The sequence below is a fragment of the Chitinophaga sp. RAB17 genome, assembly GCF_052114225.1.
GTDB lineage: Bacteria > Bacteroidota > Bacteroidia > Chitinophagales > Chitinophagaceae > Chitinophaga.
In genome coordinates this window covers 810,766-835,000 of the sequence record NZ_JBFREI010000001.1, presented here as the reverse complement: position 1 = coordinate 835,000, position 24,235 = coordinate 810,766, and the positions used below count along the sequence as shown (strand labels likewise).

At 45.7% G+C, this 24,235-nt stretch carries 17 protein-coding genes; 13 read left to right on the top strand and 4 right to left on the bottom strand.

The features are described from left to right. Nucleotides 1-300 precede the first annotated feature (300 nt). Nucleotides 301-1,554 (top strand): alkaline phosphatase family protein, encoded by a 1,254-nt coding sequence (locus tag AB4Z08_RS03090; RefSeq protein WP_441572306.1) that lies wholly within the window; start codon nt 301-303, stop codon nt 1,552-1,554. 74 nt (nt 1,555-1,628) lie between these two features. Here AB4Z08_RS03090 and gcvP read toward each other — a convergent pair whose 3' ends face one another. Further along, entirely contained in the window at nt 1,629-4,490 is a 2,862-nt protein-coding gene (gcvP, locus tag AB4Z08_RS03085) for an aminomethyl-transferring glycine dehydrogenase (RefSeq protein ID WP_441572305.1), read from the bottom strand. Between the two features lie 164 nt (nt 4,491-4,654). On the opposite strand from gcvP, the gene AB4Z08_RS03080 reads away from it, so the two are divergent. Further along, nucleotides 4,655-5,149, top strand: a complete 495-nt coding sequence (locus tag AB4Z08_RS03080; RefSeq protein ID WP_441572304.1) for a YkgJ family cysteine cluster protein — start codon at nt 4,655-4,657, stop codon at nt 5,147-5,149. 120 nt (nt 5,150-5,269) lie between these two features. Here the strand turns inward: AB4Z08_RS03080 and AB4Z08_RS03075 are convergent, their stop codons facing one another. Beyond that, the gene (locus AB4Z08_RS03075) at nt 5,270-6,526 is read right to left on the bottom strand and encodes an MFS transporter (protein ID WP_441572303.1); all 1,257 of its coding nucleotides are present in this window, start codon (nt 6,524-6,526) and stop codon (nt 5,270-5,272) included. A 180-nt stretch (nt 6,527-6,706) separates the two neighbouring features. Here AB4Z08_RS03075 and AB4Z08_RS03070 point away from each other — a divergent pair, with 180 nt between their 5' ends. From AB4Z08_RS03070 to AB4Z08_RS03060, 3 genes are all read left to right on the top strand, one after another. Next, complete coding sequence (locus tag AB4Z08_RS03070) at nt 6,707-7,924, top strand: PQQ-dependent sugar dehydrogenase (RefSeq protein WP_441572302.1); 1,218 nt, start codon at nt 6,707-6,709, stop codon at nt 7,922-7,924. A gap of 210 nt (nt 7,925-8,134) precedes the next feature. Next, nucleotides 8,135-10,255, top strand: coding sequence for a carboxy terminal-processing peptidase (locus AB4Z08_RS03065; RefSeq protein WP_441572301.1), 2,121 nt, complete (start codon nt 8,135-8,137; stop codon nt 10,253-10,255). Nucleotides 10,256-10,566: 311 nt separating this feature from the next. Continuing rightward, nucleotides 10,567-11,310 carry a hypothetical protein gene (locus tag AB4Z08_RS03060; protein ID WP_441572300.1) on the top strand — a complete coding sequence of 248 codons (744 nt, stop codon included), beginning with the start codon at nt 10,567-10,569 and terminating at the stop codon, nt 11,308-11,310. A 398-nt stretch (nt 11,311-11,708) separates the two neighbouring features. Here AB4Z08_RS03060 and AB4Z08_RS03055 read toward each other — a convergent pair whose 3' ends face one another. Further along, entirely contained in the window at nt 11,709-13,313 is a 1,605-nt protein-coding gene (locus tag AB4Z08_RS03055) for a S41 family peptidase (protein WP_441572299.1), read from the bottom strand. Between the two features lie 214 nt (nt 13,314-13,527). On the opposite strand from AB4Z08_RS03055, the gene AB4Z08_RS03050 reads away from it, so the two are divergent. The 8 genes from AB4Z08_RS03050 (at nt 13,528) to AB4Z08_RS03015 (ending at nt 23,349) form a co-directional block, all read left to right on the top strand. Then, nucleotides 13,528-14,376, top strand: a complete 849-nt coding sequence (locus AB4Z08_RS03050) for a BadF/BadG/BcrA/BcrD ATPase family protein (RefSeq protein WP_441572298.1) — start codon at nt 13,528-13,530, stop codon at nt 14,374-14,376. Between the two features lie 19 nt (nt 14,377-14,395). Further along, nucleotides 14,396-15,214: an N-acetylmuramic acid 6-phosphate etherase gene (gene murQ / locus AB4Z08_RS03045; protein ID WP_441572297.1), complete on the top strand. Its 819-nt coding sequence runs from the start codon at nt 14,396-14,398 to the stop codon at nt 15,212-15,214. 35 nt (nt 15,215-15,249) lie between these two features. Next, the gene (locus AB4Z08_RS03040; protein ID WP_441572296.1) at nt 15,250-15,813 is read left to right on the top strand and encodes a hypothetical protein; all 564 of its coding nucleotides are present in this window, start codon (nt 15,250-15,252) and stop codon (nt 15,811-15,813) included. Between the two features lie 186 nt (nt 15,814-15,999). Continuing rightward, entirely contained in the window at nt 16,000-16,683 is a 684-nt protein-coding gene (locus AB4Z08_RS03035; protein WP_441572295.1) for a succinate dehydrogenase cytochrome b subunit, read from the top strand. Between the two features lie 19 nt (nt 16,684-16,702). Further along, entirely contained in the window at nt 16,703-18,676 is a 1,974-nt protein-coding gene (locus AB4Z08_RS03030) for a fumarate reductase/succinate dehydrogenase flavoprotein subunit (protein WP_441572294.1), read from the top strand. Between the two features lie 63 nt (nt 18,677-18,739). After that, entirely contained in the window at nt 18,740-19,504 is a 765-nt protein-coding gene (locus AB4Z08_RS03025) for a succinate dehydrogenase/fumarate reductase iron-sulfur subunit (protein ID WP_133810154.1), read from the top strand. Nucleotides 19,505-19,729: 225 nt separating this feature from the next. Continuing rightward, nucleotides 19,730-21,121: a Gfo/Idh/MocA family protein gene (locus tag AB4Z08_RS03020; protein ID WP_441572293.1), complete on the top strand. Its 1,392-nt coding sequence runs from the start codon at nt 19,730-19,732 to the stop codon at nt 21,119-21,121. A 179-nt stretch (nt 21,122-21,300) separates the two neighbouring features. Next, nucleotides 21,301-23,349 carry a S9 family peptidase gene (locus tag AB4Z08_RS03015; RefSeq protein WP_441572292.1) on the top strand — a complete coding sequence of 683 codons (2,049 nt, stop codon included), beginning with the start codon at nt 21,301-21,303 and terminating at the stop codon, nt 23,347-23,349. 67 nt (nt 23,350-23,416) lie between these two features. Here the strand turns inward: AB4Z08_RS03015 and murI are convergent, their stop codons facing one another. Then, nucleotides 23,417-24,235, bottom strand: coding sequence for a glutamate racemase (gene murI / locus AB4Z08_RS03010; RefSeq protein ID WP_441572291.1), 819 nt, complete (start codon nt 24,233-24,235; stop codon nt 23,417-23,419).

Below are 24,235 nucleotides of genomic sequence, written 5' to 3'. Positions count from 1 at the left end.
TTTTCAGTAGGCTAATATATAGATAAACAATTAATTAATGAATATTATATATATAAATTTTTATTTAGTGGTTATCATTTTGCCTGTTTGTAGCGGTTTAGCGATAATATGTGTTAAAATATTATTACATATTTATAAGATGAACATATGAGGGGCAACATACTTCAACGGGTTTATTAACGTATTTATAATTATGCATACCGCTTTGAGTGAAAATAGTTTTCTAATTTGCGGCCCATTATAACCCATCATCTGTTATTCTTCCCCATTTTATTAGCTGTTAATCATAAAACAATAATTGTGAAAAGGATTTTTTTATTCGCCGTAGCCCTGCTATTGATCAGCATCAATAACTATGCACAGGATACGGCCCAACTAACGGTAGAAGGGCGGAAAAACAGCGCTACGCAGCAAACCAGGCCTTATGTGATCATGATTTCCATTGATGGATTCCGGTATGATTATGCAGAGAAATACAACGCAACTCAGCTCCTGCAATTATCAGGCGCAGGGGTAAGGGCTACTGCCATGCAACCCTCCTTTCCATCACTCACCTTCCCCAACCATTACTCGCTGGCCACCGGGTTATATCCCGCACATCATGGCCTGGTAGATAATTTCTTTTATGATCGTAAGCGGGATGCCGTATACAAGGTGGGTAACCGCGATGCCGTGGAAGACGGTACCTGGTACAATGGTGTGCCATTATGGGTACTGGCAGAAAAGCAACAAATGATCAGCGCCAGTTATTTCTGGGTAGGCTCTGAAAGCGCCATACAAAATGTAAGACCTACTTATTACTTCAGATACCAGGAAAAGACAGGCATCGATCAGCGTATTCAGCAGGTGGTTGACTGGCTGCAGCTGCCGGAAGATCAACGCCCGCACCTGATCACCTTTTACTTCCCGGAAGTGGATCATATGGGACACCGTTATGGCCCGGATGCCGACAGCGTTCGCAGCGCCGTGCAATTGGTAGATGCTGCCATCGGTAAAATGGTGGCCGCTGTCAACAAACTCCAGTTGCCTGTAAATTATATCGTGGTGTCTGATCACGGTATGATGGCGGTAGATACCGTGAATACCATACAACTGCCTGCAGTACCGGAACTGCAGCCCATGAAAATAATGCCCGGCAATGAAAAGGTGATGCTGTATGGTAAAAATGAACAGGAGATAAAAACCGCCTATGACTATCTGAAAACCCATGAAAATCATTATACAGCTTACCTGAAAAATGAAACACCGGAAAGATGGCACTACGGACAGGAAGATGTGTATAACCGTATTGGTGATATTATCCTGCTGGCAGAAGCCAACTACGCATTCGGTACATCCGGCAAAAAAATGCATCCCGGACATCACGGCTACGATAATAATCTCACCAATATGAATGCGGTATTCATGGCCTGGGGACCTGCGTTTAAATCCAATACCCGCATCGCTACTTTCGAAAACGTACATGTGTATCCGTTAGTAGCAAAAATATTGGGACTGGATATTACACAACCAATTGATGGCAGGATGGAAGTACTGGAACCCATCCTGAAATAATAACCGCTTTACATAAAAAAGAACGGGGATAGAAATGAATCTATCCCCGTTCTTTTTTATGTAAGACAAACAGCTTATACAGCTGCTTCCTCATATGCACTTGCAGGTTCGCAGGTACAAATCAGGTTCCTGTCGCCGAACGTATTATTGATACGGCTTACAGAAGGCCAGAATTTATTTGCTTTCACATAATCCAGCGGGAATGCTGCCTGCTGGCGGCTGTATGGACGGGTCCATTCGTCAGCAGTGATTACCTGTTGTGTATGTGGCGCATTTTTTAATACGTTGTTTTGTTTGTCGGAAGTGCCCTGTTCTACTGCAGCAATTTCAGCACGGATAGACAACATGGCATCGCAGAAGCGATCCAGTTCTCCTTTATCCTCACTTTCAGTAGGCTCAATCATGATGGTGCCCGGAACCGGGAAACTCATGGTAGGTGCGTGGAAGCCGTAGTCCATCAAACGTTTGGCCACATCTTCCGCTTCGATGCCGGCAGATGCTTTAAACGGACGAAGATCTACGATGAACTCATGCGCACAGGTGCCATTAACGCCGGTATACAAAATCTCATATGCTTTTTCCAGTCTTGCCTTCATATAGTTGGCATTCAGAATAGCATATTCAGAAGCTAATTTCACACCTTTGAATCCAAGCATACGGATATACGCGTAGGAAATCAGCAGGATACTCGCAGAGCCAAACGGAGCTGCAGATACTGCATTGGAAGGTTTGCCATCATTCAGCGTAACGTGACCAGGCAGGAATGGTGTCAGGTGTTTTGCCACGCAGATAGGGCCCATGCCCGGACCGCCGCCACCATGAGGGATAGCAAAGGTTTTATGCAGGTTCAGGTGACACACATCCGCACCAATCAGACCAGGAGCAGTTAAGCCTACCTGTGCATTCATGTTGGCACCGTCCATATATACCTGTCCGCCATGTTCGTGAATAGTAGCACAAATTTCTTTCACACTTTCTTCATACACACCGTAGGTAGATGGATAAGTGATCATGATACCGGCCAGGTCATTGCTATAGGTAGCTGCCTTTGCCTTCAGATCTTCTACATCGATATAACCATTTTCCAGTGCTTTTACGATCACTACCTTGTAGCCAGCCATTACTGCAGATGCCGGATTGGTACCGTGTGCGCTGATAGGAATCAGCATGATATTACGGTGGCCCTGACCTCTGCTCTTCTGGTATTCACGGATAACGAGTAAGCCGGCATATTCACCCTGCGCACCACTGTTGGGCTGCAGACTGCATGCGTCAAAACCGGTAATCTTGCTCAGGTATTCACCCAGTTCAGTCGCCATCTGTAAATAGCCACCTACCTGGTTAGTTGGTGCAAAAGGATGCATTTTGCTCCAGTGTGCCCAGCTCAATGGAATCATCTCAGTAGCTGCGTTCAGTTTCATGGTGCAGGAACCCAGAGAGATCATGGAAGTATTCAGGGACAGATCCTTGTTTTCCAGCATCTTCAGGTAACGCATCATTAATGATTCGCTGTGATGATTGTTAAACACCGGATGTAACAGGTAAGGAGAAGTACGCTGTAAGTCAGCAGCAATACCGGTAGTGCCGTTAGAAATTGCGGTAGCATCTGTTTTACCAGCGCCAAATACCTGCAGGATATCATTCACATCTTCAATAGTCACCGTTTCATCCAGAGATATACCTACATTACCATTAGCGAAATAACGGAAGTTGATACCCGCTGCTTCAGCAGCTGATTTTATATCAGCGCTTTCTATCACGATAGTATCAAAGAAGTTATCAGCAACCAGTTTCAGCCCTTTCGCTTTCAGCTTGCCAGCCAGTGTATTGGTCAGCAGGGAAATGCGGGTAGCAATATTTTTCAATCCTTCCGGACCATGATATACCGCATACATAGCTGCCATGTTAGCCAGCAATGCCTGTGCAGTACAGATGTTGGAAGTTGCTTTTTCACGTTTGATATGTTGTTCACGTGTCTGCAGTGCCATACGCAATGCACGACCACCGTTTGCATCAATGCTCACGCCGATGATACGACCGGGGATAGAACGTTTGAAATCATCCTTCACTGCAAAAAATGCTGCGTGCGGACCACCAAAGCCCAACGGAACACCGAAGCGCTGTGCAGAACCAAAGGCCGCATCAGCACCCATTTCGCCCGGAGAGGTCAGCAGGGTCAATGCCAGCAGGTCTGTTGCCACACCTACAAATGCACCTACCGCATGCACGCTGTCTATGAATGCACGGTAATCAGCAGTAGCTCCTACGTTATCAGGATACTGGATCAGCGCACCAAAATAAGATTCATCGAAAGCAGCTGTTTTGTAGTCGCCTACTACCACTTCAATCAGCAGCGGTGTTGCGCGGGTATAAATTACATCCAGCGTTTGCGGATATACGTTATTGTCTACAAAAAACTTAGGCCTGGTTACATGATCATGATCCTTGTTCAACGCATTGAAGAACATGGTCATCGCTTCTGCTGCCGCTGTAGCTTCATCCAGCAGGGACGCATTGGCAATTGGCAGCCCTGTCAGATCACATACCATCGTCTGGTAGTTCAGCAGGCTTTCCAGTCTGCCCTGAGAAATCTCAGCCTGATACGGGGTGTACTGTGTATACCATCCTGGATTTTCAAATACATTACGCAGAATAACGCTCGGCGTAATAGTATCGAAGTAACCCTGTCCGATATAGTTACGGTATACCTTGTTTTTCAGTGAAACTTCCTTCAGGTGACGGAGATAATCACTTTCACTCATCGCTGCAGGAATAGCCAGTGGCTGTTGCATACGGATGGCGCCCGGAACTGTTTTGCTGATCAGCTGGTCCAGGTTGGAGGCCCCGATGGTTTCGAGCATCTGGTTGGTCTCCCCTTCATTCGGCCCTATGTGACGGTGCACGAATTCATTTTGTTGAATATCAAAAAGATTCATGATGTAAGCAGGTAATTTGAAATAGAATGCGCAAAGCTATGCAGATTTTAAGCAACGGCCAAACAATCAACACTGGCGGGGGAAAACAGTGATAAATGACAGATAGTTAAACTACGTTTATGTCATGATTTTGTCCATCTACTAATTACCTATCTTTGCATCAAATGAGCAAAATATTAGAAGACTGGGAACAGAAAGCCCAGGATAAGCAAAAGGCTAACAAACAGTTCCTCGCGAAACTGCAAACCCGTCGCGGTAAAGGAGTGGAGAAGCTGTTGCCCGATCTCCACGAGGAAGCATTCAGTAAAATTGACTGCCTCCAATGTGGTAATTGCTGTAAAACCATCAGCCCCCGCTTCAAAGGCCCTGATATCAGGCGCATTTCAAAGCACCTGGGCATGAAGGAAGGCGACTTTATAGAAACTTACCTCCGACTGGATAAGGATGAGGACTATGTGGTGAAATTTACCCCCTGCCCATTCCTTGGAGCAGACAACTACTGCGGCATCTATGATGTACGCCCGGGCGACTGCGCCAACTATCCCTACACAGATAGCTACGACTTCTTCAAACGCCCGAAAATTACATATGAAAACAGCACCACCTGTCCCGCTGTTTATTATGTACTGGAAAAATTGAAAGAGACCATGAAATTATAGAAAGCTGGTAGCCATTTTAGCTTTTAGCCATTAGCTGTTAGCTGTTAGTAAATGCAGCGAAGATCATATTGTGTTGGTCTTCGCTGCATTTACTAACAGCTAACAGCTAATGGCTAAAAGCTACGGTTTCAGCTCCAGCTTACGCATAGCCGGAGAAATAACATAAGTTGTAATGACTACCCCCAGTGTTACACAACCTCCAAATACTACTGAAGGCACCAATCCAATCGCCCTGGCCATAAAGCCACTCTCAAAAGCCCCCAGCTCATTGGAGGAGCCTACAAACATAGAACTAACGGAAGCTACCCGCCCACGCATATCATCAGGGGTTTTTAACTGCAGAATCGTTTGGCGGATAATAACACTGATACCATCCAGAGCGCCACTGATCAGCAAGGCAAATATCGACAGGTAAAAACTGGTGGAAAGACCAAAAAGTATAATCGTTAAACCAAAGCCGAAAACCGCTGCCAGTAACTTAATACCGGGTTTAATTACCAATGGCTTATGTGCCAGTATAAACATCGTTACCAGAGCCCCCACTGCAGGTGCAGAGCGTAACAAACCATAACCAAGAGAACCCACATGCAGTACATCCGTAGCAAATGCCGGCAACATCGCTATAGCGCCGCCAAATAATACGGCAAACATGTCCAGTGCCATCGCATTCAATACCACCTTGGTTTTCCATACAAAACGCATCCCTTCGGTCAGCCCGGTCACAAAGCTCTCTCCCTTCGACTTATAGTAAATAGGCTTAGGCTTTATTTTAATTAAACTGTATAACGGCGCAAGGAATATAAACACTACCAGTAGCATCGACCAGTGTACCCCGAACCAGTGAATAAATAGTCCACCCAGCGCAGGCCCCAGTACACCACCTATCTGCCACGCGGAGCTGCTCCACGTAGAGGCGTTGGCGTATAATTCCCGCGGTACGAGCAACGACATTAAAGTAAAGTTGGAAGGACTGGTAAAGGCGCGTACAACACCACCCATGAACACCAGCAGATAGATCAGATTGAGCACCCAGTGTGTGGAGATACCCACTACTGCACGATCCCAGGTAAGCAGGAACAATCCTGAGCTGATAAAAATATAGGCAATCACACATTTAAGCAACATGCCCCTTTTCTCCCGCTTGTCTACCATATGCCCTGCGAAAGGCGACAGCAACACTGCCGGTATCACTTCAGACAAACCAATCAATCCAAGTGAGAAAGGGTCTTTGGAGATTTCATATACTTTCCATTCGATGATGGCAAACTGCATCGCCAGTGCAAATACAAGCGCAAAGCGGATAACTAGGTAGTAATTGAATTCCGTAAAGCGTAGCGAAGCGTATGGGTCGTTCTTTTTTGGTGCCGTTGTGTCCAACCTGATGTGTTTTTTGCGAAGATACAAAATAGCGTTTAGCCATTGGCATTAAGCTTTTAGCTTTTAGCAAATGCAGCGAAGATCATATTGTGGTGGTCTTCGCTGCATTTGCTAAAAGCTAAAAGCTAACTGCTAAAAGCTAAATGTTTTATATTTAGTCTGCATAAATACCGCAGCAGTATGAAACTATATTCCATGATTTTCCGGGCTTTATTACCGGTAGTGTTCCTGCAGGTCTCCTGTGCGGGCAGCGACGCCAAAAAAGAGATGGCGCCACCGGTCCGTAAAGCGAAGCTGCAGCTGGTGACAGACAGGTTTATATCTCCCGTAAACATGGCAGTACCCGGTGATGGTTCCGGCAGGTTATTTTTTTGTCAGAAAGAAGGGAAAGTATGGATTGTACAGCAAAACAAGCTGCTGCCTACTCCTTTCCTGGATGTTAGCAGTGATATGATCTCTGTGAACCCCGGCTATGATGAAAGAGGGTTGCTTGGAATGGCTTTCCATCCCGATTTCAGAAGAAACCATAAGTTTTATGTGTACTACAGTGCCCCCACAACAAAGAATGGATTCAATCATACCAGCCGGCTGGTAGAATTTACGGTGGCTGCCGGCAACCCCAATATTGCTGATCGGGCCACCCGCAGGGTATTGCTGGAAGTAGATGAGCCGGAATCCAATCACAATGGTGGTCAGCTGCAGTTCGGCCCGGACGGTTACCTGTATATAGGTTTGGGTGATGGCGGTGGTGGTGGAGATAAACATGGTACTATGGGTAATGGACAGGATCTTACCACCTTACTGGGTAAAATATTAAGGATAAATGTCGATGGCACACCCTATAAAGTGCCTGCAGATAATCCTTTTGTCAACCAGCCCGGCGCCAGACCTGAAATATGGGCATATGGTCTCCGCAACCCGTGGCGCTTTTCCTTCGACAGGAAGAGCAAAATGCTGTTTACCGGAGATGTTGGACAAGATAAGTATGAAGAGGTGGACATCATCATAAAAGGAGGCAACTATGGCTGGCGCATCATGGAAGGCTTTCACGACTACAAAGTGCCTGCCGGCACCGATAAGTCACAGTTGATAACCCCTATCCACGAATACAACCACGATCTGGGGATAAGTATCACCGGCGGTTACGTTTACCGGGGCAGCGCAATCCCTTCACTGCAGGGACTATACGTTTTTGGGGACTACAACGGAAAAGCCTTTGTACTGGAGTCAAAAGGGAACAAATGGGAACGCGACACCCTGCAATTATCTGGCCTGCCTGCCGATAACATGCAGATACTCAGCTGGGGAGAGGATGAACAGGGCGAGCTGTATGTACTCACCAGCACCTCTGGCAGGGATGGTTTCAAAGGAGCGGTCTACAAACTGGTGAAAGATTAGCCCTATTCAACATTCGGCATACTTTAACCGTTATCTAACCGGATGCCTTACAAACGTGCAGCGTGGCGGTTATGTGGCTGTTTTCAGCCGCATATCTCTCCCAGCACCCGTTTGGCCCAATTTTTTGTTAAAAGGAAATAAATTGCACGACCGACGGGTGATTTTATTTTATATTTGATTTGACAACGTTTACGTTCAATTGAGATACATATGAGACTGAAAGTGATTATACCGGTTGTGCTACTTAGCATCTCCGCAGGCGTGTTAGCTTTTAATAAGCTCGGACATAACGAAGATCCTCCTGGACGTTATGAGGTGATCATGAACCTGGTAGGGCAGATGCTGAAAGAAGGGCATTATCAACCCAAACCCATAGATGATAAATTCTCCACCGAAGTTTTTGATAAATACCTGCGTAGCCTGGATACGGAAAAGAAATTTTTCCTGAAAACAGATGTGGACAAATTATTACCGTTATCCACCCATATTGATGATGAGCTGAAAGGTGCACCGATCGACTGTTTCCGCAGCATCAACACCCTCATCAAACAACGTGTGGCGGAAGCAGCAGCTATTTATCCGGAAATACTTTCCAAACCATTCGACTTTACAGTGGATGAGAAAGTAACATTGGATCCTGATAAAGTAGACTACCCTGCAGACGAAAATGCACGTAAGGAAGCCTGGCGCAAAGTGTTAAAATACCGCACGCTGGAAAAGCTGACTGACCTGCAGGAAATGCGCGAAAAAGATAAAGGGAAAGACAGCGTAAAAGTTAAAACCGACACCGAACTGGAAGCAGAAGCCCGCGTGAAAGTAAAACAACTGTACGACCGTTATTTTGAGCGTTTGAAAAACAGACAAAATGATAATGATCGCTTCAATCTTTATGTAAACGCGATCACTACTACCATGGATCCGCATACCGACTACTTCCCGCCTGATGAAAAACGCGCGTTCGAAGAACAGATGGCCGGTAAATTCTTTGGTATTGGTGCTCAGCTGAAAGAAGAAGGCGATAAGATCAGAGTCATCAGCATCGTAACAGGTAGCCCAAGCTGGAAACAAGGCCAGTTAAAAGCCAACGATGTGATCCAGAAAGTAGCACAGGGAACCAGCGAATCAGTAGACATTACCGGCTACCCGGTAGAAGACGCCGTGAAACTGATCCGTGGTAAAAAAGGCACCCCGGTTAGATTAACCGTAAGAAGTGTGGACGGTACTACAAAAGAAATTACCATCATCCGTGATGAAATTGTAACAGAGGAAACTTTCGCGAAATCTGCCATCATCAACGGACAACATAAAATAGGATATATCTACCTCCCTGAGTTTTATGCTGACTTCAACGATCGTAACGGCGCCCGCAGTGCGGAAGACGTGGCGAAAGAAGTAGCCAAACTGAAAGCAGAGAAAGTAGAAGGTATTATCCTGGATCTCCGCTTCAATGGTGGTGGTTCCCTGCAGGACGTAGTACAAATGGCTGGCCTGTTTATTCCGGAAGGTCCGGTAGTACAGGTTCGCTCCAGAGGTGGTGACGCCGTAGTATTACGCGATCGTGATAAAAATGTACAATATGAGGGCCCGCTGGCGATCATGGTAAATGAATACAGCGCTTCGGCTTCTGAAATCATGGCCGCTGCCATGCAGGATTATAAACGCGCCGTGATCATCGGTAGCACACAAACCTTTGGTAAAGGTACCGTACAACGCCTCTTTAACCTGGATGATTTCTATCCTGTAAAAGATGGTGGCAGCCTCGGTGCGCTGAAACTGACCCAGCAGAAATTCTATCGTGCAAATGGTGGTTCTACCCAGCTGAAAGGGGTTGCTTCCGATATCGTATTACCAGATCCATACTATGAAGTAGCAGAACGTAAAGATTCAGATGCATTGGCATATGATGAAATACCCCGCGCTGCTTTCACTGCCTGGTATAACCCGGTAAATACAGAATCACTGAAAAAGAACAGTGAAAAGAGAATGGCTTCCAGCCCGGCGTTCAAACTGCTCAACGAAAACCTGAGCACCCTGAAAAAACTGGAAAAACAGGAAACTTATTCACTGAACTTACTGACATATAAAACAGAGCAAAAGTCTAACACCGCTGCCCTGAAAAAATATGATGCCGTAAATGATAAAGTGAAAGAATTAAGTATCATCAATATCAAATCTGATATCGAAAAATTTGGTGGAGATTCTTCCAAAATTGCCCGTAACAAGGATTGGATCAAGATCAGAACCAAAGATATTTACCTGGATGAAGCAGTGAATGTAATGAATGACCTCATTGTACAGTCATTGCCTAAAATGCAGCGTAAGAATCAGTAAGCGCGTAGAAGATCGCCCTCGGCGATTGTCTTAGGACAGGATTAAAATGATTTAATTGAGTTTTGTTATAAAGATTTGGGGAGATAGAAACGGAATAATCCGTTTCTATCTCCCCAAATTGTTTGAGGGAATATCTTTTTTCAATATGCTCTAAATGCCCATACACTCGCATTTGTCATTCTCAAATCCCTACTACACTATCTTTGAATATTATACAATACGCCATACACTCCCTTTAGCTAATCTTCCATCTGCCCTGAAAACACGTTCCCCGAATTATGTTATATTTATAGTAATCAAAATAATCTCCCATGGCAAAACAAATGTCTATCCTTCCCTTTACGGGAAAACTCGGCCCTCTCATTGGGTATAAGCGCAATGGGCAATACTTCCTGCGCTCCATGCCAGAAAGCGTGCAGCAAACGGCTGCTACCCGCCGCGCATCCAGGCGCTTTGGCTTCGCCAGCAGGAAAGGCGCTTTTATCCGTCATGCTTTCTACCCCCACCTGGATATCCACTGTGACGGCGGCCACATCAATCGGCTCAACAAGCTTCTCATTGCTGCCGGTGATCATCATGCGGCCCTGACAGGCTTCCGCTTCAATCAGCATACAGGAGTAGATCGCTTTTTTGCGGTGGCTCCCCGGCTTCTCCCTAACGGGATATTAAATATTCCCGCACAAACCATCGATGGGTATAAAAGCATTGCTGCCCTGGAAGTAAAAGTGATCGCAACGCGTATTGATTTTATATCGCGTCAGGTGGTGGGTAGCGAAACGGTTACGCTCATGATAGCCCCCGATACCACTTTTCAGGAAACAAATGTTTCGCTCGATGTAACCGGACAGGGTTCACTGGTAGTGGTTTTCCAGGTAAGAGCCCTATACAAGGACGGCCCATCGAACGGCAGACAATACATGGCCGCCGATATTATTGCGGTGGCAGCGACACAGGTACCCAAATATGCTAAAAAGCGCACTTATCCAAAGCGGACAAGATTGCTTCCTAACCTTACCTATACACACGCATATCCAGCTGTCATTCAACTCGAATAAAGCTATTTTGCCTCCGGAGATATTTTGATGAATAATCCCTTTATGCCTGCTTCCTTTAAATAATACACTTCTTTCCGCAACTACAGCCTGGTACTGAAGCGGCCCTGCTATGGCCACTTCTGACCTCTATCCTTCTTCTGATTCAATTTCATCGCGGTTATACATCCGAACGTCATCCCCGCATCAAGTCCACCTCTACTGCGCTGCTACTATAGGTGCTAAGCGGGTGCTAAGCATAGCATCGACGGAGCCAACATAATCACAATACCACAAAAGATTAGGGGAGATAAAAGCATCATCCGCTTTTATCTCCCCTAATCTTTATAACAAAACTCAATTAAATCAGTATAATCAACTTAATCCTGTCCAAAGACAATCGCCGAAGGCGATCCCCTCCGTTATTTCTCTTTCTCCACTATTTCCAGCGCTTTCTTCACCATTGGATCTTCTGCGTTGATTGTTTCATAAAACCCTTCTGTTCTGTACAGCTGACGGGCCAGCATCGCTTTAAGACGGGTACGGATCTCCATTTCATCACGGGAGCTTATATGATCCAGTCCGGGAACACTGTCCTTTTTAGCATATACCTTGAAATCGCTGATCACTTCATTGCCAAGCTGGAAGTTTTTGGCAAAGGCAGCGGCATCTTTATACGGTGTAAATACATCTTTGTGAGCAGTATAATACTGGTAAGCAAAGTTGCTGAACGTATTGCGGGTATAAATAGCAGTGAGGGTAGGTGAGAAGCGGGAAGTATCGAACGGAATAAAAATATCCGGTGTAATACCACCGCCACCGTATACGCGGCGGCCTGCGGCCGTTTTATAAGGAACGGTATCTGTAATTTTGATACTGTCTTTGTTCACCAGTTCTCCATGATGGTAGCGTTCTGCAATATCATCATCATAGTCGTCATGTCCTTTGCCATATGGTTTCTGAATACTTCTGCCGGAAGGAATATAATAACGGGCAACGGTGAGACGCAGTGCACCGCCGTTGTCAAGATCATATTGTTCCTGTACCAGTCCTTTACCAAATGTACGGCGGCCTATAATGGTGCCACGATCCCAGTCCTGTACAGCGCCGGCGAGAATTTCACTGGCGGAGGCAGAACCTTCATCGGTGAGTACTGCGAGTGCACCCCTTTCAAACATGCCGGGGCGCTTGGTTTTGTAGTCGGTCCGTGGGAAGTCTTTACCCTTGGTGTATACAATCAGTTTCTGATCTTCCAGCAGTTCATCCGCAATGCGGGTGGCTGCGTCGAGGTAGCCGCCGGGGTTTTGTCTCAGGTCAATGATCAGTTTTTTCATGCCTTGTTTATTCAGTGCTACGATGGCTTTCATAAACTCATCATAGGTGGTGGCAGAAAACTTACTGATTTTGATATATCCTACTTCCGGTGCTGCCATGTAGCTGGCATCCACGCTATATAAAGGAATAACGCCTCTTTTAATAGGGACCTTTATTTGTTTTTGCTGTCTTAATATCAGGGTATTTACCACAGAACCGGCAGGGCCGCGCAGTAATTTGCGGATTTTGTCCGGGGTAACGCTGTTACCAGCTACCAGGCTGTCGTTGACCTTCAGTATTTTATCGCCGGTTTGTACACCAGCGTTTTCAGACGGGCCGCCACTCAGTACACTCACTACGTTTACGGTATCCGCGGTGATATTGAATTCTACGCCGATGCCTTCAAAATTGCCTTCCATATCTTCATTCACCCTTTGCAGTTCTGCCGGGGGAATATAAATGGAGTGGGGATCCAGATGAGCCAGTACGCCTTCTATGGCTTCCTGTTGTAAATCATCTGTATTGAGAGAATCTACATATTTCGCTTTGATCAGGTCCATTACTTCCTGTAAGGGCCCTCTATTGGGTTTATTGAAAAACACAGTGGCTCCTCCGTTGTTCGATCCAGGCATTTTATGACCGAGGAACATTCCCAGGGCTAATACAACTGCAAAGAGAAGAGGTAAAAAAACATTCAACTTCCTGTTAGACATAATCAGATTATTATCCCGCTATTTATATGACCAATCTTTATCCATGTAGTATTAGCACCTGGCGGAAAGCAATCTGCCGCATACATGTATCATCATCATTTAAAGTTAAGGGGAGCTATTTGTTTATATGAAACCCTTTTGTTTAAATTGTGACAAAAATAGCATAAATCAGGTGCAAACTTTTAGGATTCTTTAATTTCATAAATTACCGGATATGGGTGCTGGAATAAAGTTGATAGCAGACAGCGGATCTACAAAGACCGAATGGGGCGTGCTGGGCGCAGATCAGCCACTTATTTTGAAAACGCAGGGTGTAAGTCCCTACTTTCAATCTGCAGAACAGATAAAAGCGATCCTGGACACAGAGCTGGCACCACAGTTGCCCGCTGGCAGTCATGTTACCGCCGTGTACTTTTATGGAACAGGCCTGTCACAGCCTAAAAATCTGCAACTGGTATCTGATGCTATAAAGGCAGTATGGCCGGATGCCGAGTCAGATGTGCAGCACGACCTGATGGGAGCGGCCCGCTCACTTTGCGGCCACCAGGAAGGAGTAGCGAGCATTTTGGGCACCGGTTCCAATTCCTGCTATTATAATGGAAAGGAGATTGTGAAGAATAATCCGGGCCTGGGTTATATTTTGGGAGATGAGGGCAGCGGCGCTTATCTGGGCCGTAAGGTGCTGCAGTATTACCTTTATAATAGTTTTGATGACGATCTGCTCGCCCGTTTTGATTATAAGTACCATACCACTAAAGACGAAATACTGGAAAACGTATACCGGAAACCGTTAGCCAACCGCTATCTGGCGGGGTTTGCAGAGTTCCTGTCGGAAAACCGTGAACATTTCATGATCCAGAATATCCTGGAAGACGGCCTGAACGACTTCTTCTTTAACCACATCTATAAATACCGCGAAAGCTGGACAACCGCCCTGCACTTCACCGGTGGCATTGCCTGGCATTTCCGCGATATCCTCACTGAGCTGTGCGAACTCTATGAACTGCCCATGGGCAAAGTGCTGCGGACCCCTATGGACGGCTTGCTGGAATTTCATCGTTAATCATTTTCAACAGATAAATATGTCATTTATAAAAGTAACGGAACAGGTATCTCACTATAATCATCTGGAAAAGATGAGTGTAACGGAGTTGCTCGTTGATATGAACAAGGAAGATCAAACGGTGCCGTTGGCCGTTGCAAAAGCGATTCCACAGATAGAAAAACTGGTTGCCGCCGTGGCAGATAAAATGCTGGCAGGTGGACGGCTGTTTTATATAGGAGCAGGTACCAGTGGCCGTTTGGGGGTGGTAGATGCCTCTGAGTGCCCGCCTACCTTTGGTGTGCCACAGGGATTGGTAGTAGGATTGATTGCCGGTGGTGACACGGCTATACGTAAAGCGGTGGAGTTTGCGGAAGACGACCGTAGACAGGGATGGATAGATTTACAGGCACATGATATAACAGATAAAGATGTGGTAGTAGGTATCGCTGCCAGCGGTACCACGCCTTATGTAATAGGGGCACTGGATGAGTGTCGCCGTCATGGTATTGTTACCGGCAGCATTAGCTGTAATCCCGATACACCGGTATCTGCTGCCGCCGATTTCCCGGTGGAGGTAGTGGTAGGCCCGGAGTTTGTTACCGGCAGCACCCGGCTGAAAAGTGGCACTGCGCAGAAGCTGGTGCTGAACATGCTCTCCACCGCGGTAATGATACAGTTGGGCAGGGTGGAAGACAATAAAATGGTGAATATGCAACTCAGCAACGAAAAGCTGGTGGACCGCGGCGTGAAAATGCTGATGGAACAGTTGTCACTTACCGACTATCAACAGGCCCAGGAACTATTGCTGAAAGCGGGCAGCGTAAAAAAAGCAGTAGACGATTTTGTGAAAAAATGATTTAACCAGACCTTTGCATCATCGATAAACCAGGTATGCATAACATAGAGCCATATTACAACTGGCGGCACTTATACACCGCAGAAGAAGATGAGTATTCTCCTTTTTATGGAAGGGAATATAGTGAATTCGAATATTCCAATTCGGTATATAACTATTATATACATCCACAATGGGATGAATTTGGTTCACGCAACTTATACATGAAAATCCTGTTTACGGACTACCAATTCAATTTTGCCATTATAGAATTACTGGGGGAATGGAATGATGCCATAGACAATGATATCATGACGATGAAACGAAATATTATTGATACACTCATCGCCCAGGGCATCACTAAATTTATTCTCATCACCGAAAATGTCATGAATTTCCATTCTTCAGACGATTGCTATTATGAAGAGTGGTGGGAAGATATCCGCGATGATGGCGGCTGGATCGTTAGTCTTAATATGCCGGTACAAACACGCGAAGAGTTTGAAAGATCCCGTTTACACTATTATGTTCATCTGTTAGATGATGATAAATGGCGAACATATCAGCCTTTGCATCTGTTTAACATGGTGGATAACATCATGCTGAAGCGTTTGGAATAATATTAATTTTCATTACAAAATGAAAGATATCATGCGTGAATGCCTGATAACCATGCCTTAATATATTTAACCGGCAGTTTATGCATTGTGAAACCTGATAAATATCATTTTTTTTTATTTTTCCTGCGTTAAATTTGCCCGACATTTCAATCATCTTTTTATACTAGGAAGCTTAGATTTTTACTTATGAAGTGGTCACAGTTCTTTAATACCTCTATCGGTAAGAAGTTATTGGTAGGTGCTACCGGCTTGTTTCTTTGCAGTTTTGTTATCGTACATCTGGCAGGTAATTTCCAGCTGTTGTACAACGATGAAGGCAAAGCCTTTAACGCATACGCTGCGTTCATGGGACACAACAGCCTGATTCAGTTTATAGCCTGGGGGCTGAAAATTGTGATCGTATTGCACGCATTCATTGCGCTGCAGCTCACATTCAGCAACAGAGCAGCCCGTCCGGTGAAATACGCCGTTAATCCGGGTAACCAGACATCTTCCTGGTTCAGCCGTCAGATGGCTATCATGGGAAGCATTCTCCTTATCTTCATCGTCATCCACCTGGTTAACTTCTGGGGACAATTTCACTACGGCCAATTACCCACCCGTACCTATGAAGGAAGCGTTGAACCGCTGAAAGACCTGTATGCCTTATCTTATGAGACTTTCAAAAATGGCTGGTTGGTTGCATTGTATGTGATAGGTATGATCGGTTTATCCTTCCACCTGATCCATGGCTTTAAAAGCGCCTGTCAGACCTTTGGTTTAAATCATAAAAAATACAACGGTTTAATCAGCTTTATTGGTGTTTGGCTGTTTGGAATAGCGATCCCTATTGGTTTTGCTATCATACCCGTTTATATTTATTTCAAATAATTCTGTAAAGTAAGGATATATGTTTGACGCAAAAATTCCTGCCGGACCATTAAATTCCAAATGGGAAGACTACAAAGGACATTGTAAATTGGTGAACCCTGCCAATAAGCGCAATCTGGAAGTGATCATCATTGGTACCGGTTTGGCCGGCGCTTCCGCAGCGGCTTCATTAGGTGAGTTGGGATATAAAGTAAAAGCATTCTGCTTTCAGGATAGTCCGCGCCGCGCACACAGTATTGCTGCCCAGGGTGGTATCAATGCGGCAAAAAATTATCAGAATGATGGTGACTCTGTTTTCCGTTTATTCTACGACACAGTAAAAGGTGGTGACTACCGCGCCCGCGAAGCCAACGTACATCGTCTGGCTGAAGTGAGCGGTAATATTATAGATCAATGCGTGGCACAGGGTGTTCCCTTTGCACGTGAATACGGTGGCCTGTTAAGTAACCGCTCTTTCGGTGGTACACAGGTACAACGTACTTTTTATGCCGCAGGTCAAACCGGCCAGCAGCTGCTGCTCGGTGCATACTCTGCACTGGAGCGCCAGGTAGCATTGGGCAACGTGAAGATGTACAATCGCCACGAAATGCTGGACATCGTGAAAATTGATGGTAAAGCACGTGGTATCATTGCACGTGATCTGGTTACCGGTGAACTGGAGCGCCATTTCGGTCATGCGGTACTGATCTGCAGCGGTGGTTATGGTAACGTATTCTACCTGTCTACCAACGCCATGGGCTCTAACGTAACAGCAGCATGGAAAGCCACCAAAAGCGGTGCTTACTTCGCTAACCCGTGCTTCACACAGATCCACCCTACCTGTATCCCGGTTTCCGGCGATCACCAGTCTAAACTGACCCTCATGTCAGAATCACTGCGTAATGATGGTCGTATCTGGGTTCCTAAAAAACAAAACGATACCCGTAAAGCCAGCGATATTCCTGAAGAAGAAAGGGATTATTACCTGGAAAGAAGATATCCTGCCTTCGGTAACCTCGTTCCCCGTGACGTGGCTTCCCGTGCAGCTAAAGAAAGATGTGATGCCGGCTATGGTGTAGGTACTTCCAAACAGGCGGTATACCTCGACTTCGCCGCAGCTATCGAACGTTATGGCAGCATCGAAGTAGGTAAACGCCAGATGGGCAACGTATCCAAAGAAGAAATCATTAAACTGGGTAAAGAAGTAGTAGCCGAGAAATATGGTAACCTGTTTGACATGTATGCCAAAATCACCGGTGAAAATCCTTACGAATTACCAATGCGTATTTATCCTGCAGTGCACTACACCATGGGTGGACTCTGGGTGGATTATGAACTGGGTACTACCGTTCCTGGTTTATATTCCCTGGGAGAAGCTAACTTCTCTGATCACGGTGCTAACCGCCTCGGCGCATCTGCACTGATGCAGGGGCTGGCAGATGGTTACTTCGTGATTCCTTACACTGTCGGTAACTACCTGGCAGATGAAATCCGTACCAAGGCGATCCCTACAGATCACCCTGCATTTGTGGAAGCAGAAAATAAAGTAAAAGCAACGATCAATAAATTCATGACGATCAAGGGCACCAAATCCGTTGATTTCTTCCACAAAAGACTCGGTAAGATCATGTGGGATAAATGCGGTATGGCGCGTAATGAAAAAGGTCTGAGAGAGGCGATCGAAGAAATCAAAGCGCTGCGTGCAGAATTCTGGAGTAACGTACGTGTTCCCGGTGAAGCAAATGAATTTAACCCTGAGCTGGAGAAAGCCGGTCGTGTGGCCGACTTCCTGGAACTGGGCGAATTGATGTGTCTCGATGCACTGGACCGCCGCGAATCCTGTGGTGGCCACTTCCGCGAAGAATCACAAACCGATGAAGGGGAAGCACAACGTGACGACGTGAATTTCAGCTATGTATCTGCATGGGAATACAAAGGCGAAGGCCAGTACGAACTGCACAAGGAACCGCTGGAATTCGTAGAATGTAAACCTACACAACGTAGCTACAAATAATGGTTATTGGCCGGCTGCTTAACAGCTGACCAGGATTATAAATCAAATAATTGTCCAAGGTATATGGAACATTATAACATGAACCTCACATTAAAAGTGTGGAGGCAGAAAAACAAAAATGCTCAGGGTAACTTTGAAACATTACAGGCTAAAAACATTTCTTCTGAAATGTCTTTCCTGGAAATGTTTGATGTGGTGAATGAAGAGCTGATCAACGAAGGCAAAGAACCAGTAGCATTTGATCACGATTGCCGTGAAGGTATTTGTGGCGCATGCTCCATGCATATCAATGGCCGTGCTCACGGCCCATGGGATGGAACCACTACCTGCCAGTTGCACATGCGCGCTTTCAAAGATGGTGATACTATCACAGTAGAACCATGGAGAGCGGGTGCATTCCCGGTAGTAAAAGATCTGACAGTTGACAGATCTGCGTTTGACCGTATCATTGAAGCGGGTGGTTATATCTCTGTGAATACAGGTAACGCACAGGATGCAAACTGTTTACCGGTAGATAAAACCAAAGCAGATCTCGCATTTGCTGCGGCAGCCTGTATCGGTTGTGGCGCCTGCGTAGCGGCTTGTAAAAACTCTTCAGCGATGCTGTTTGTATCTGCTAAAGTATCCCAGCTGGCATTGCTGCCACAGGGCCATCCTGAAAAACAATCCCGTGCCCTCAACATGGTGGCACAAATGGATAAGGAAGGTTTTGGTAGCTGTACCAACACCGGCGCCTGCGAAGCAGAATGTCCGAAAGAAATTTCTCTCACCAATATCGCTCGTCTTAACAGAGAGTTTATCGGTGCAGGTTTTTCTTCTGAGAAATAACAACACTATATTTTATTTAAAAGCGAAGATGAAGGTGGAGTTATCCACTTTTGTCTTCGCTTTTTTTTATTTCCCTGCACCAGGAAAAATCCGGGAAATCATCTAATTCAGTATAATCCCGGACAAGACATATATCTACACTCCGCTCATCCCAGGAAATTTATCTTTCTAAATTTTTTTACTATCATGTGTTTTTTCCACGCAACCTGTTTTAAATAACACTATATGTCAGAACAATCACGCAGAAGGTTTATCAAACACATCGGCAGCACGGCAGCGCTGCTGGGAATTGGCCAGCTGGCGGCCATGGCAAAAGAATCCGAACATGTGCAGCTGTTACAACCCGAAAAAAGAATTTCTCCCAACGATAAAATACGCATTGCCTGCGTAGGCATGGGAATCATGGGATTTGGAGATGTGGAAACCGCAGTGAAAGTACCCGGTGTAGAATTCGTGGGTGCCGCCGACCTGTATGATGGCCACCTTACCCGCGTAAAAGATGTATTTGGTCCACAAGTATATACCACCCGCGATTACCGCGAACTACTGAAAAGAAAAGATATAGATGCTATTATTGTAGCTACGCCGGATCACTGGCATGATACTATTGCCATTGCAGCCATGGAGGCTGGTAAGGCCGTATACTGCGAAAAACCAATGGTTCAGCAGATAGAAGAAGGACATAAAGTAATTGCTGCACAAAAACGTACGAAAGCTGTTTTCCAGGTGGGCAGTCAGCGCGTGAGCAGTATTGCATTAGCGGAGGCCCGTAAACGTTACCAGGCCGGCGAAATAGGCCAGCTCAACGTGGTAGAAGCCAGGATGGATCGCCATAGCGCATTGGGAGCCTGGCAGTATTCCATTCCGCCGGATGCTTCTCCTGCTACCATCGACTTTGATACCTTCCTGAAAGACACAGCCAAATTACCTTTTGATCCGGTACGCTTCTTCCGCTGGCGCAACTACCAGGCCTATGGCACCGGTATCCCCGGCGATCTCTTCGTACACCTCATCTCCGGTCTGCACTTCATCACCGGATCCCTCGGTCCTACTACCATCTACGCCAGCGGCAACCTGGTACAGTGGAAAGATGGCCGCGATGTACCAGATACCGTCGTCGCTATTTTCGACTACCCCGAAACAAAAGAACATCCTTCCTTTCAGATGACACTGCGCGTTAATTTTGCAGATGGCAGCGGTGGAGGGGAATATACCCGCCTCATTGGTACGGAAGGTGTGCTGGAACTCGGCTGGAACGATTTTAAAATAAAGAAACATAAACTGCCTGAAGCTCCCGGCTATGGCGGTTGGGATACTTACAATACTTTTACGAAAGCCCAGCAGGCTGCCTACGTAAAGGAATATAACGCCAAATACCCCGCAGATAAAAGAAACGCAATAGAAACATCCAGTGCTTACGCAGCCCCTAAAGGCTATGACGACAGACTGGAACACTTCACCAACTTCTTTGAATCTATGCGCACCGGCAAAGCAGTAGTGGAAGACGCCGTATTTGGCCTTCGGGCCGCAGGACCCGCATTGCTCACCAATGAGAGTTACTTTAGTAAGAAACTGGTAAATTGGGATCCGGTGAACATGAAGAAAATTACGAGTTAAGAATTACGAATTACGGGATGATCTCCTGCATTATCCCGTAATTCGTAATTCTTAATTCGTAATTTTCTTAAATTTATCCATACTATTTAAAACTATCTCCTATGTTTAAGAACTTCCAGGGTAATATTTTGTTGCTTTTGGGAACGGTCCTTTTGTCTTGTAATGAAAAGAAGAATACTATGAATGATCAGGCTGATATTAAACCTCCTGTGGCAGAAAAGATAGCTAAAGAATTCAGTATCCACGGTGATAAGCGCATCGACAATTATTACTGGATGAATGACCGCGAAAACCCTAAAGTGCTGGCATGGCTCAACGCGGAAAATGCTTACCTGGACACTATCCTGTCGCCGGAGAAAAAATTGCGGGAAAAGCTTTTTGAGGAGATGAAGTCACGCATCAAAGAAACAGACATGAGCGTGCCCTATCTGAAAAACGGCTACTATTATTATACCCGTTTTGAAGCAGGCAAAGAATACCCGGTATACTGCCGTAAAAAAGGCAGCCTGGAAGCTGCTGAACAGGTAATACTCAATGTAAATGACCTGGCTGCAGGACATCCATATTGCCATGTAGGCGGTATGAGTGTGAGCCCGGATGCCACCTTGCTGGCCTACGGAATAGATACGGTAAGCCGCAGACGTTATGCCATTCATATTAAGAACCTGGAAACAAACGAGGTACTCACCGATGTAATCCCGGAAACAACAGCAGCCAGTACCTGGGCCAGTGATAATAAAACCCTGTTTTATACCCGCAAAGATACTGTTACGCTTCGTGGCGACCGGATCATGCGGCATACGCTGGGAACGGCGGCAGACAAAGAAGTGTATCACGAAGCAGATGAAACCTTTGATGTCAGCGTGTCGAAAACCAAATCAGGAAAGTATATCGTTATCAACAGCGAAAGTACATTGTCGTCTGAAAGCCGCATCCTCGATGCTGCCAAACCAAATGATGCATTCCGTGTATTTCAGCCCCGCGAAAAAGAAATGCTCTATAGCATCGATCATCGCGATGATAAATTTTACATCGTTACCAACTGGGATGCACTCAATTTTCGTTTGATGGAATCCCCGCTGGATAAGACTTCCCGGCAGAACTGGAAAGAGCTGATCCCCAATCGTCCGGATGTATTACTGGAGGGCCTTCAACTATTTAAGGACTTCACCGTATTGGAAGAAAGAAAAGGGGGCTTAACGCTGATCCGGGTGATCAATGATAAAACGCATACTGATAAATACCTGCCTTTTTCAGAAGCAGCCTATACTGCTTCTGTAGGTAATAATCCGGAAATGGATAGTAAAGAGTTGCGGTATAACTATACTTCCATGATTACGCCCAATTCTGTATATGACTATAACCTCGAAACAGGTAAAAGTGAATTGAAGCGGCAACAGGAAGTGTTGGGTGGTTATGATCCCAAAGACTATGCTACTGAAAGACTCTTTGCTACTGCAACAGATGGCACCAGGATTCCGGTGTCTATTGTGTACAGGAAAACATTTGAGAAAAACGGGAAATGTCCTCTGCTGTTATATGGCTACGGTTCTTATGGCCATAGCATGGATGCAACTTTCGACTCCGGCCTGTTAAGCTTGCTGGACCGTGGTTTCGCCTTTGCGATCGCGCATATTCGTGGTGGCCAGGAAATGGGCCGGCAGTGGTATGAAGATGGTAAGATGTTTAAGAAGAAAAACACTTTCACCGACTTCATCGCCTGCGCGCATTACCTGATAGAACAGCGTTATACTGATAGCGCGCACTTGTATGCTATGGGAGGCAGTGCCGGTGGCCTGCTGATGGGTGCAGTAGTGAATATGGAGCCACAGCTATTTCACGGTATCGTGGCGCAGGTGCCTTTTGTAGATGTGGTTACTACCATGCTGGATGAAACCATTCCATTAACGACCGGTGAATTCGATGAATGGGGCAATCCAAAAAATAAGGATTCATACGACTATATGAAGTCGTATTCTCCTTACGATAATGTAACGGCTAAAGCCTATCCGAATATGCTGGTAACTACCGGCTTGCACGACTCACAAGTGCAGTACTGGGAACCGGCAAAATGGGTGGCTAAATTAAGAGAGCTGAAAACAGATCACAACTTATTGTTATTGCATACCAATATGGAAGCCGGTCATGGTGGCGCTTCCGGAAGGTTCAAAGCATTGCATGAAGTGGCATTGGATTATGCCTTTCTGCTAAAGCTGGAAGGAAAATAAGCACGAGTATATAAAAAGGAAAGGCCGGAAGTAATTCCGGCCTTTCCTTTTTATAGCTATGTTAATATTACTTTGTCAACATCTTTTTTGAGGTGACTGTTTTTCCGAAAAATATCTCCGCCATCCTGTCAAAAATAGCCGGATCATCTGTGGTATAAAATTGCTGTTGTTGCTGTTTACTCAGTCTGCTCTCCATTTCTGGATGGCGTTTCAGATAATCTTTCAGGCTATGTGCTACAATTTTGCCCTGAGATAGTAATGTAATACCACCTGGTAAAAACTGTTTGATTTTTTTCATCAGCAGGGGATAATGGGTACAACCCAATACCAGCGTATCTATATCTGCAGATTCCGACAATATTTTCTCCAGGTATTCTTTCACAAAATAATCCGCGCCGTCACTTTCGTGCTCATTGTTTTCGATCAGGGGCACCCACATCGGGCAGGCCAGCTGATAGGTTTTTACGTGCGGAAAAAATTTATGAATTTCCAGTGGATAAGATTCAGATGATACCGTACCATTGGTAGCAAGAATCCCTACTTCCCCGGTTTGTGTGATAGTACCTACCATTTCAGAGGTAGGACGTATAACACCCAGCACCCTGTTATCCGGTGCTATATGGGGAAGATCTTTTTGCTGAATAGTGCGGAGTGCTTTTGCCGAGGCGGTATTGCAGGCAATAATCACCAGCGGGCAGCCCAGGTCAAATAATTTTTGTACACATTCCAGCGTATAGGCGTGAATGGTATCAAAGCCGCGATTCCCATAAGGTGCGCGGGCATTGTCTCCCAGGTAGATATAGTCGTATGCCGGGAGTTCTCTTACGATTTCTTTCAGTACCGTTAATCCGCCGTAGCCGGAGTCAAACACGCCAATAGGACCCAT